The following is an 11,372-nucleotide window of genomic DNA, read 5'->3' as shown; positions in this document are numbered from 1 at the left end:
TTAAGCAATTGCCATAGCCGCGATGCTTATTTTAACATTTTTACCAGATAGAAGTAGGTTTGCACAGGCTTCCATAGTGGCACCGGTGGTAATAATATCGTCTACAAGTAAGATGTGCTTATTGTTTATTTTGTCTAAATGCTGAACACTAAATATGGTTTCAGAAGCGGTCCAACGGCTTAATCTGTTTTTTGAAACTTGCGAGTTTGTATTTGTAATTTTTATTAACACATCATCAATATATTCGGCTTGTAAAGCTTCAGCCAGTTGTCGTCCGAATTTGTCGACCTGATTATAACCACGTGTTTTAAGTTTCTTTTTATGAAGCGGAACAGGAATAACAACATCAACAGTTTTATAAGCCTCTAAAGTTTGCAATTCGCCACCCAACCAATCGCCTAAAAAAGTTCCAATAGGCTCTTGACCTTTATATTTTAACTGATGAATGAGTTTTTGAGTGATGCCTTTCTTTTCAAATCTTAATAGGGCAGTGGCTTGTTCAACTTTAACTCTTCCATAAAAAACTTTAGAAACACTAGAATCATTATTAAAATGAAATTGAGTTACCGGTAAGCTATGTCTGCAATCTGTACAAAGCGTTTGTTCGCCATCGGCTAGAACATTTTGACAGCTGTAACACACTTTAGGAAAGAAAATATTGAATAATGCTTCAAACATAAGACCCAAAACCTTTAAATTACAAAATTTTACAATACTTTAAATAAAAGATACGAATAGTTTTCAAGCGTTTTATATTTTTGTAGCATGGCAAATCAAGATGATCAATTTAAGAAGGTAATTTCGCATGCCAAGGAATACGGTTATGTATTTCAGAGCAGTGAAATTTACGACGGTTTAAGTGCAGTATACGATTATGCACAAAACGGTGTGGAGTTAAAGAAAAATATACGTGACTACTGGTGGAAAGCCATGGTACAAATGCATGAAAATATTGTAGGTTTAGACGCCGCAATTTTTATGCATCCAACCACTTGGAAAGCTTCTGGTCATGTCGATGCCTTTAACGATCCATTAATAGATAATAAAGATTCTAAAAAGCGCTATAGAGCCGATGTTTTAATTGAAGACTATTGTGCTAAAATAGAAGCTAAAATAGATAAAGAAGTCGCTAAAGCAGAAAAACGTTTTGGTGAAACTTTTGATAAAGCAGAATTTGTTAGCACTAACGGACGTGTAGTAGGATACCAAGAAAAAATTGATGGTATTTTAGCGCGTATGGGGAAATCTTTGGAAAAAGAAGATTTAGTAGATGTTAAAGCACTTATAGAGGAACTAGAAATTGCAGACCCGTTAACAGGATCTAGAAATTGGACAGAAGTAAAGCAGTTCAATTTAATGTTCGGAACCAAAATTGGAGCTTCGGCAGATACGGCAATGGACTTATATTTACGTCCAGAAACGGCGCAAGGGATCTTTGTGAATTTCTTAAACGTTCAGAAAAGTGGACGTATGAAAATTCCTTTCGGAATTGCCCAAACAGGTAAGGCGTTTAGAAACGAGATTGTTGCAAGACAGTTTATTTTCCGTATGCGTGAATTTGAACAAATGGAAATGCAGTTTTTTGTAAAACCAGGCACTCAAAAAGAATGGTACGAAGAGTGGAAACAAACACGTTTAAAATGGCATTTATCTTTAGGAATGGGCGAAGAAAATTACCGTTTTCACGATCATGATAAATTAGCACATTACGCCGATGCAGCAGCCGATATCGAATTTAAATTCCCATTCGGATTTAAAGAATTAGAAGGAATTCATTCACGTACAGATTTTGATTTAAGTCAGCACGAAAAACATTCTGGAAAAAAATTACAATATTTCGATCACGAAGAAAATAAAAGTTATGTGCCTTACGTGGTAGAAACCTCAATAGGTTTAGACCGTATGTTCTTAGCCGTGTTTTCTAACTCTTTAGTAGAAGAAGAATTAGAAAACAATACAACACGTACTGTTTTAAAATTACCAGCAGTTTTAGCACCAGTAAAAGCAGCCATTTTACCTTTAGTAAAAAAGGATGGTTTGCCAGAAGTTGCAAGAAAAATTGTTGAAGATTTAAAATGGGATTTCAACGTTGCTTACGATGAGAAAGATGCTGTTGGGAGACGTTACCGTAGACAAGATGCTAACGGTACACCGTTCTGTATTACTGTAGACCACGATACGTTGGAAGATAATACGGTTACGATTCGTAATAGAGATACCATGGAGCAAACACGTGTTAAGATTGAAGATCTTCGCGATATTATTAAGAAAGAAGTCGACGTGCGTTCTTGGTTAATGAAAATGTAATTAATATTCGATACTAATTATAGTGCGTCAAACTGAACGCGTTTCAGGGTCTCATTATATGGGCTTCATTGTTTTTGTTTAAATAGTTGGAGCTACTTATGGGAAGCTGAAATAAATTCAGCATGACGATATAAAAATTAAAAAAGTATATAAAATCCTCAAGTTCTGCTTGGGGATTTTTTACGAGATAGATTTACGAGGAGAATTTATCTAGTCTTTGTTCTTGGGTCTAACGGCGAAGCGGTCTAATGTCTAATTTAGAAGTAGGCTTTTAACTGTACATTCCCAGTATGAATACTATTACTGGTTTCTGTTTTTCTACCAAAATAGGATAGGTTTAAATCTAAAAACTTGGTGATTTTTTTCTGAATTAAAACCGTCCAAGTAAAATTTTTCCCGGGTTGTAAACCTTCTAACATTTGGTAAGCAACTGGAGTATTAGCGTTTCCAGTATATACATTCGAAAAGTAATTAAATTCTCCACTAATTGCCGATTTTTGAACATTAGAAATAGATAGAGAGGTCCCGTATTTTTGTTGCTTTAAAGTTTCAAAACTACCTATAGTATTTTCTTTATTTGTGAATTGGTAGTAAACGTCAAATCGTGTATTCTCATTTAACAAATAGGTTAATTTTGGGTTGAATTGCGATTCATCAATATTGAAATTTTTACTCACATAATTCTCGCTAATACTTTCGGTATTACTTAAGCTACTTAAAAACGTAACCAGCCAACTTTCGGCAAATTTATGATTGAAATTTAATTGATGACTTTCTAAATTATTTTCTATAAAACCAATGGTTAAAAGTGTTTTAGCTTTATTATTTAAATATGTAAACGAGGTTGTGAAATGCTGTTTGCCACGATTAAAAAAGAGGACATTTCTAACATTTAATAGTAGCCCAATCTGATTTTCTTCATCATTGTTAAATGGGTTAATCTGAAAGCTATTTCCGTCTCGAAGATTTTTTCTATCGATTAAATAGGCCGTCTGATTGTAAAAATGAGATATAAAAGATTTAAAACCAGATCCCGAATTTATCCATTGTTGTGGGTTTAAAGTCAAAGTTTGGCTAAATCTATTTTGGTGTGTTTTAATATAAATTTGATTTGGTAGTAAGACCCGAATATATTTGCCTTCATCTTGAAATTGTGCCAATTCAAACTCTTCTAATTCCTGAATACCGTTTTCGTTATAATCTATCCATGTATACGTCCCTTGGCCAGGTTCGACTTCTACATATGTAAAATCTTGTTGTGGTAAGGTTCCCGAATTGGTTTCAAAAATAGTATTCCATTGTACCATTTGTTTGAAGAAATTTTGGCTGTAAATTAATCGCGAATTCAACGATTTTTCATCATCTTCATATACATTATCTAAGGTTCTGAAATTTACAAAGAGCGATAAGTTTGTATTGGTATTTTGTATGATTTTGGAATCTAAGAAATAAGTTTTAGAGGTGTTTACATGTTGTAATTCGTTATTTCTAATACTATCGTTTACGCGATATTTAAAACCTACTTCGGCAAATATATTAGTGCTATCTCCAACTCCTGTAAATACTTCGTAGCTTTTAAATTTCTGACTTTCAGGTAAAAATAGTTCTGTGTAAATCTCTTTTTGTTGATTGTTCTCGGTAGAAAATTTTGCTCCAACCCAAGGTTTTCCAAAGCTGTATGTGGCCTTATTGTAAGATCGTAAGAATGTTGAGGTACTAGTTTCTGAGTCTGAATTTAGAAAACTAGAGTTCGTGTAAAAATGAAAATTATTTAAATGGAAAAATCCATTGGCTACATGTCGGTTTCCATTAAAATTATTATGATAACTTAAATGCTCAAACTGATAATTTAAAAACACCTTTTCAGGTAATGTAAGTTGAAGTCCGCTAACCAATAATTTCTGATTCCCGATCGGGTTTTCGATATTCCAATCGCGAATAAATTCTGTATTATAAATGACTTCAATAGTTCTGAAATTTTCTCCAATATAATTAAAATCTGCAAACGCATCTAGACTCCAAAGACTGTCCTGCTTAATTATATTTTGATTGATTTTTAATTTTCCAGCAAAACCATCATTATTACCATCGTCTAAATCTGAAAATAGGTTTAAATCATTTTTACTTCCGGCACCTTCAAAATAAATATTCGTTTTTGCAGATGGCTTATACACTCCGTTTATGTCTGCAATTTGCAATTTTGTTGGAGCAACTAGGCGTGTAACAGGTGCATAATTCCCTTGAGATATTCCGTTTTCTGGAGCAATATATTCGTAAATATTACTAATTGCATTAATGTCGCTTAAAATATAATCGCCCAGCCTTTCGCCTACTAAGCTAAATTTTACACTATAAAGTTCGTCTTCCGGGTTGTTAGAAAATACATAAATGGATTTACTATCTATCACTTCTTGTTTATATAAAATTCTGTTTTCGTTATAGGGTTCTTCAGTTGCAGATGGAGAGATCATTTTAGAGGAATCGTCTCCTGCATTTGCTAAAATAGCGACTTGTTCTGTGGATAAATTTTGTTGAATGGGGTTGTTTTTTGAATCATTTTCAGAATATACAGAAGCACCAATACTAAATTTTTCACTTTCATGACGACCACCTCCATAACCTATTAGTCGGGAATAATTACGGTCGCTATATTGAAAATCGACTGTAATTCGCATTTCCGAAGTTACTGGGAATGTGGAGTTAAAAATAATTTCACCAGCATTATAATTCATAATGTAATCTTTGTTTTCGCCACGTTCTAAAACAACACCATTCACATATACAAGTTCACTTCCAGAAAGAATAAGTACATAAAGCTCGTCGTTTGGTCCCTTTAATTTATAAGGCCCTTGATTACCTTCTTGAGCCGTAAACTGGCTACGTGTAAATAATCCTCGAACAATAGCACCTGCAGCAAATACTTCAGTTTTAGAAATGTCATGACTAAGGGTCGCATTTAGAGAAAGACCTTGTATACGCTTGCTAAAATTAGCAAAGAAGGTATTTGTGTTTTGTAAATCGATATCACCTGCGCGTATATTCCAAGTATCGCTAAAAATTTCGATAAACACTTGATCAAATTCATCTAAACGTTGAGAATATCCGCTTTCTTGTAACGGTATATTGGCATCTTGAATAGAAGCACGCAGTGAGACTTTATCATTCAATTTTCCTGTAATTTGTAGATCTAGTTCGCTATTTAAAACCGAATTTTGGTTGTTACCAACAGTAACACCACGAGAAATACTTCCGGAAGTTGACAAACCATCAAAAGGGACAAACTTTTTAGTACTTGTAGACTGCGAAAGTTTATATAATTTTTGTTGATTGTTGGTGTTAGAAAGAATAATACCGTCATCTAACTGTCTGTACGTTTTTGTCAAAAAATCAGGAAATTTTAAATAAGAAATCTGAACGGAATCGGCATTAATAGGTTGTTTGAAAACCAATAAAGCTCTAGGGAAATCGACTGTGTAAAAACTACTGTCTATAACCGTATTCGTTGCCGTTTTTAAAGTAAACCAGCTGGGGTTTATACTTACGCTATCAATAACAATTGTATCTTTAACCGCAACTTTTTTTGTTTTGTAATTGGTGCTTGGCTCTTGTGCAAATACACAAAGGCTAGAACAAAAACATATTAAGACGATTATAAACTTCATGTGGTATTTAAACTGCGAAACGTTTAAAATATTTTACTCACTAAGTGAGATTTAAGTTGCTCCGATTTTTATGTCGAAATAATTTTATTAAACGCTTCAGGGATTTGGCTTGAGGCGGTTTATAATGTATTGTGTTAAAAGGTCATTAAAATAATAGTGTAAAAGTAACGCATTATTTATTTTAGCTGAAATTCTATAAAAAATAAGCGCACAGAATTAAATAAACGCATATTGCTTGCAAATATTGAAACAACCGCGCAATAAAATAATAAAAATGAAGATAATTTCTTACAATGTAAATGGTATTCGTGCCGCCCTAAAAAAAGGATTCATAGATTGGTTAAAAAGTGCAGATCCAGATGTTATTTGTTTGCAAGAAATTAAAGCTAATGAAGACCAGTTAGATTTAGGAATTTTTGCCGAAGCGGGTTATCCATATAACTATTGGTATAGTGCGCAAAAAAAAGGATATAGCGGTGTAGCCATTTTAAGTAAAACAAAACCAAACCATATAGAATTTGGCACAGGAATTGAGTCAATGGACTACGAAGGACGAAACATTCGTGCTGATTTTGATGATGTTTCTGTAATGAGTTTATACTTGCCATCGGGAACAAATCTGGCTCGTTTAGAACATAAATTTGAATACATGGCTATGTTTCAAGATTATATATCTGAATTAAAACTGGAGTTTCCGAATTTAGTGATTTGCGGAGATTATAATATTTGTCACGAAGCTATAGATATTCATGATCCAGTAAGAAACAAAAATGTCTCTGGGTTTTTACCTGTAGAGCGCGAATGGATAGGTACTTTTATGGATAGCGGATTTATAGATTCGTTTAGACATTTTAATAAAGAACCAGATCATTACAGTTGGTGGAGTTATCGTGCAAATGCTAGAAATAATAATAAAGGTTGGCGTATCGATTATTGTTTGGTGTCCAAACCGTTAGAAAATAGATTAAAGCGTGCTGTTATTTTACCCGAAGCCAAGCACAGCGATCATTGTCCTATTTTAGTTGAAGTTTAATATTTTTTAACCCTGAATTCGTTTTTGTATGAATTGTAAATTAATTTTATCGGTATTATCTATTGTTGTTGCATCATCTTGTGTGTCGCCTAGAATTTATAAAGATTTAGAAGCTAGACACGAAGTGTTGAAGACAGAAAATCAATCGTTGATGGATGAAAATTCTGAATTGACTACAGCAAAAACACAATTAGAAAATGATTTAAGTGCACTTCAGAAAAATTACGATGACACTGTAAACAGACGTGATCGACTTCAAAATGATTATAATGCTTTGAAATCGAATTACGATAATTTGCAAACATCTTATGATGCTTTAGAAAAAAATAGTTCAGCATCTATTGCTAAAAACGTTCAGCAAAATAGAGAGTTGTTAGCGCAATTAGAAGCAAAAGAGCAAGCTTTAGCTGCCGAGAATACACGATTAGAAGAATTAAAGAGAGAATTAGAGTCACGTTCACAACGCGTAGCAGAATTAGAACGTGTAATTGCACAAAAAGATGCAAGTATGCATGCCTTAAAAGATGCTATTTCTAGAGCGTTAACAGATTTTGAAGGTAAAGGTTTAACCGTGGAACAGCGAGACGGAAAAGTCTATATTTCTATGGAAAATAAACTGTTATTTAACTCAGGTAGTTGGGCTGTTGGGACAGAAGGTCGCAGAGCTGTGGAGCAATTAGGAGCAGTATTGTCTGAAAACCCAGATATAGCAGTGCTTATTGAAGGTCACACAGACGATGTGCCGTACAAAGGAACCGGACAGTTATCTGGAAATTGGGATCTTTCTACCAAACGCGCTACAGCAATCGTGAATATTTTAAGAGAAAATAGCGGTATTAATCCTGAAAATTTAACGGCGGCTGGTCGTGGAGAATTTGCTCCAGTAGCCTCAAATTCAGCTGCTGAAGGTCGTGCTAAAAACCGTAGAATTGAAGTGGTTTTAACTCCTAAGTTAGATGAGATCTCTAAACTTTTAAATGAGATTTAATGTAATACTAGACAGAAATACTTTTTTAAAATGACGCTAAATATCCTCTTTAATTTATATTAATTATAAAGGATATTTAGCGTTTTTTTTTCTTCATGGTAGAAATATATTTTAACTTAGTACCTTAAGTTAATTCTACATTTATAACGTATATGAAGCATTTTTTTTGGATTGTTTGTTTGGTAGTGCTTTCGTCTTGTAATTCTAAAACTAAACAGTCAGATTATGTAGCCGTCGAAGATTTAAAACTTCAACATGAGGATGGTTTTGTTGGTGATTCCCAATGTATGACATGCCATAAAGGGGTGTTTGATGACTGGAAAGGATCTGATCACGATTTGGCTATGCAAGTTGCCAATGACTCTACTATTTTGGGAGATTTCAATAATGTAAAAACTATAATAGACGGCGTGTCTTATCATTTTACGAAAGCAGATGATAAATTCATGGTTCATATTAAAGAAATAGATGGAAGTGAAGTCGATTATGAAATAAATTATGCTTTTGGAGTAAGACCACTTCAGCAATATTTAATAGATTTTGATAGAGGAAGAAAGCAAGTGCTACGTGTTACTTGGGATTCAGATAAAAACAGATGGTATCATCAATATAAAGGTGATGAAATAGATCCGCATGACTGGTTGCATTGGACAGAAACTGCACAAAATTGGAACACGATGTGTGCCGAATGTCATTCTACAAATTTAAATAAGGATTACGATGTCGAAACAGATACCTACAATACCACATATTCTGTAATTAACGTGAGTTGTGAAAGTTGCCACGGGCCTGCAGAACGACATGTGTATTGGGCCGAGAATATTCAAGATAGTATTCATACCGAAAACACATATATTATTCCTGGAAATTCTCAAATTAGCCAGATGAATATGTGTGCTCCGTGTCATGCTAGACGTGCGCGATTAACAGAGAAAATGATACCGGGAACGCACTTCGAAGATCAATATTTACTTCAAAATATATCAGACGATTTGTATCATGGCGATGGGCAGATTGAAGATGAAGATTACGTTTATGGATCTTTCCTTCAAAGTAAAATGTACCACGAAGGTGTGAAATGTTCAGACTGTCACGATCCACATACTTTAAAAGTTAAATTCCCAGATAATAAATTGTGTTTACAGTGTCATGCACCAAAATACGACGAGCCTTCTCATTCTTTTCATGCAAAAGAAACAGAGGGTGCGCAATGTATAAATTGCCACATGACAGGTGCTGTGTATATGGGAAACGATTTTAGACGCGACCATAGTTTTAGAGTGCCAAGACCAGACCAAAGTGTGGAATATGGAACACCAAATGCTTGTACGCAATGTCATCAGGATAAGTCCGATGAATGGGCTGCAGAACAGGTTGTAGATTGGTATGGTCCAGATAGATCAGATCATTTTTCAGACGATTTATTAATCAGTCATAAATCGAATATAAATGCTCAGGAGCGTGAACGTTTAGATATGTTTATCAATAATCTAAATTATCCTGCGATTGCAAGATCTACTGTAATCGAGAGTTTAGAAGTTACAGATACCCAACAGTTTCAAGCGATTTTGAAAAGTTTAGACGACCCGTCTCCAATAGTACGTTTTAGTGCGCTTCAAAAGTTTAGAGGTATTAGTGTTCAAGATCGTATATCTATTGCAACTAAGCATTTAAGCGACACTACACGATTGGTTAGGATAGGTGCCATGCAGTTGTTAACTGGAATTGACACACAAGAACTCGCTATTATAAATCAATCGGTTTTAGGTAAAGCGAGACACGAGTTAGAAACGATGATGTTTACAAATGCAGATTTCGCTACTGGACGATTTCAATTGGGCGATTATTATTATCAGAACAATGATATTGATAATGCTATAAAAAATTATCAATTAGCTATAAAAAAAGACAGTTTGTTATTACCTGTATATTCTAATTTAGCAACGGCTTACAGTTTACAAGGAGATTCAAATTCAGCTTTAAAAACATTGAATATTTGGTTGAAAAAAGAGCCAACTGCTGGTCGGGCTTATTATTTGCGTGCACTTTTAAATTTTGAATTAAAACAAAATGATTTTGCAGTTTCCGATTTAAAGAAAGCAATTCAGTTAGATTCTGCAGATACAAGATCTATGTATAATTTAGCAACATTCTACTATCAAAATCAGAAGTTTTCTGATGCAGAACTTTACATACTGAAAGCTTTAAAACTTCAATCAAATAATCAGGATTATCAATATTTATTGGCTTTAATTTATCAAGGTCAGGGAAAAACGGAACAAAGTAACAGGATCATGCAAACGTTACAAGCCAGTCAAAATAATTCATAAAATAATAGTCTACAATGAAATATACAACATTGCCACATACTGATATTAAAGTGAGTAAACTTTGTTTGGGAACCATGACATGGGGAAATCAAAACACTCAGGAAGACGGTTTTCAACAGATGGATTATGCTGTAGAACAAGGTATCAATTTTTTCGATACTGCCGAGATGTATCCCGTTCCAGCACAAGCAGAAACCTATGCGGAGACGGAACGTATTATAGGGAAATGGTTAAAGAAAACAGGAAAACGTAGCGATATAGTTTTAGGATCTAAAATTGCTGGTCCAGGCGATTATACAGCACACGTTAGAACAAACGGATTTGCACCAGAAGCGATTGAAGATGCTATAGAGCATAGTTTAAAACGCTTGCAAACAGATTATCTAGATTTGTTTCAATTACATTGGCCTGAACGCGAATCTAACTTTTTTGGAACACGAGATTACAAACACAATCCGGAAGATGCTTGGACAGATAATTTTAACGACGTTTTAAATAGCTTATACAAAGCAATACAGGCAGGTAAAATTCGCAACATAGGAATATCTAATGAAAAAGCTTGGGGTGCAATGCGTTATCTGGAAGAGTCTAAATACAACGGAATGCCTAGAGTGAAAACCATTCAGAATGCGTATTCTTTAATCAATAGGGGTTTTGAAAGTGATTTGGCAGAAATATCTATGCGTGAAGGTTTAGGGTTGTTAGCCTATTCGCCTATGGCTTTTGGAGTATTGTCTGGGAAATATGTTGAAGGTCTTGCTGATGAAAATTCTAGATTAAATTTATATCCACGTTTTGCGAGATACAGTAGTGTAAATTGCACTAAAGCAACCACTCAATATTTAAAAATTGCACAAGATAACGGATTGAGTCTGGCACAAATGTCTCTAGCTTTTGTAACACAGCAACCGTTTGTAACGAGTAATATTATAGGAGCATCTAAACTGGATCAATTAAAGGAAAATATAGAGAGTATTCATGTTGATTTAAGCGATGAGATTATAGCCGAGATTAACAAAGTACATGAAGAAATTCCTAATCCTGCAACTTAA

General features: G+C 34.2%; 7 protein-coding genes. 5 read left to right on the top strand and 2 right to left on the bottom strand.

Translation table 11 applies throughout. From position 1 onward, the window contains the following. Positions 1 to 678: a ComF family protein gene (locus tag R6X41_RS17570; protein ID WP_318501664.1), complete on the bottom strand. Its 678-nt coding sequence runs from the start codon at positions 676 to 678 to the stop codon at positions 1 to 3. An 87-nt stretch (positions 679 to 765) separates the two neighbouring features. Between R6X41_RS17570 and R6X41_RS17565 the strand changes: the two genes are divergently transcribed. Then, complete coding sequence (locus R6X41_RS17565) at positions 766 to 2,307, top strand: glycine--tRNA ligase (RefSeq protein WP_318501663.1); 1,542 nt, start codon at positions 766 to 768, stop codon at positions 2,305 to 2,307. 257 nt (positions 2,308 to 2,564) lie between these two features. Here the strand turns inward: R6X41_RS17565 and R6X41_RS17560 are convergent, their stop codons facing one another. Next, a complete protein-coding gene (locus tag R6X41_RS17560; protein WP_318501662.1) occupies positions 2,565 to 5,969 on the bottom strand; it encodes a DUF8818 domain-containing protein in 3,405 nt (1,134 codons plus the stop codon). A gap of 274 nt (positions 5,970 to 6,243) precedes the next feature. On the opposite strand from R6X41_RS17560, the gene R6X41_RS17555 reads away from it, so the two are divergent. The 4 genes from R6X41_RS17555 to R6X41_RS17540 all read left to right on the top strand — a co-directional run bounded on the left by R6X41_RS17555 (position 6,244) and on the right by R6X41_RS17540 (position 11,372). Further along, the gene (locus R6X41_RS17555) at positions 6,244 to 7,002 is read left to right on the top strand and encodes an exodeoxyribonuclease III (protein ID WP_318501661.1); all 759 of its coding nucleotides are present in this window, start codon (positions 6,244 to 6,246) and stop codon (positions 7,000 to 7,002) included. A gap of 28 nt (positions 7,003 to 7,030) precedes the next feature. Continuing rightward, a complete protein-coding gene (locus R6X41_RS17550) occupies positions 7,031 to 7,990 on the top strand; it encodes an OmpA/MotB family protein (protein WP_318501660.1) in 960 nt (319 codons plus the stop codon). Positions 7,991 to 8,142: 152 nt separating this feature from the next. Next, positions 8,143 to 10,320: a multiheme c-type cytochrome gene (locus R6X41_RS17545; RefSeq protein WP_318501659.1), complete on the top strand. Its 2,178-nt coding sequence runs from the start codon at positions 8,143 to 8,145 to the stop codon at positions 10,318 to 10,320. A gap of 14 nt (positions 10,321 to 10,334) precedes the next feature. Next, the gene (locus tag R6X41_RS17540) at positions 10,335 to 11,372 is read left to right on the top strand and encodes an aldo/keto reductase (RefSeq protein WP_318501658.1); all 1,038 of its coding nucleotides are present in this window, start codon (positions 10,335 to 10,337) and stop codon (positions 11,370 to 11,372) included.

The sequence above is a fragment of the Formosa sejongensis genome (genome assembly GCF_033447105.1).
Lineage (GTDB): Bacteria > Bacteroidota > Bacteroidia > Flavobacteriales > Flavobacteriaceae > Formosa.
The sequence above is the reverse complement of the archived record's forward strand: the minus strand, read 5'-3'. Positions and strand labels throughout refer to the sequence as shown.

Bases quoted from the DNA above. Each gene is read 5' to 3' on its own strand.
- R6X41_RS17545 (WP_318501659.1), top strand. From the start codon at position 8,143: ATGAAGCATTTTTTTTGGATTGTTTGTTTGGTAGTGCTTTCGTCTTGT.
- R6X41_RS17550 (WP_318501660.1), top strand. From the start codon at position 7,031: ATGAATTGTAAATTAATTTTATCGGTATTATCTATTGTTGTTGCATCA.
- R6X41_RS17555 (WP_318501661.1), top strand. From the start codon at position 6,244: ATGAAGATAATTTCTTACAATGTAAATGGTATTCGTGCCGCCCTAAAA.
- R6X41_RS17560 (WP_318501662.1), bottom strand. From the start codon at position 5,969: ATGAAGTTTATAATCGTCTTAATATGTTTTTGTTCTAGCCTTTGTGTA.
- R6X41_RS17570 (WP_318501664.1), bottom strand. From the start codon at position 678: ATGTTTGAAGCATTATTCAATATTTTCTTTCCTAAAGTGTGTTACAGC.
- R6X41_RS17540 (WP_318501658.1), top strand. From the start codon at position 10,335: ATGAAATATACAACATTGCCACATACTGATATTAAAGTGAGTAAACTT.
- R6X41_RS17565 (WP_318501663.1), top strand. From the start codon at position 766: ATGGCAAATCAAGATGATCAATTTAAGAAGGTAATTTCGCATGCCAAG.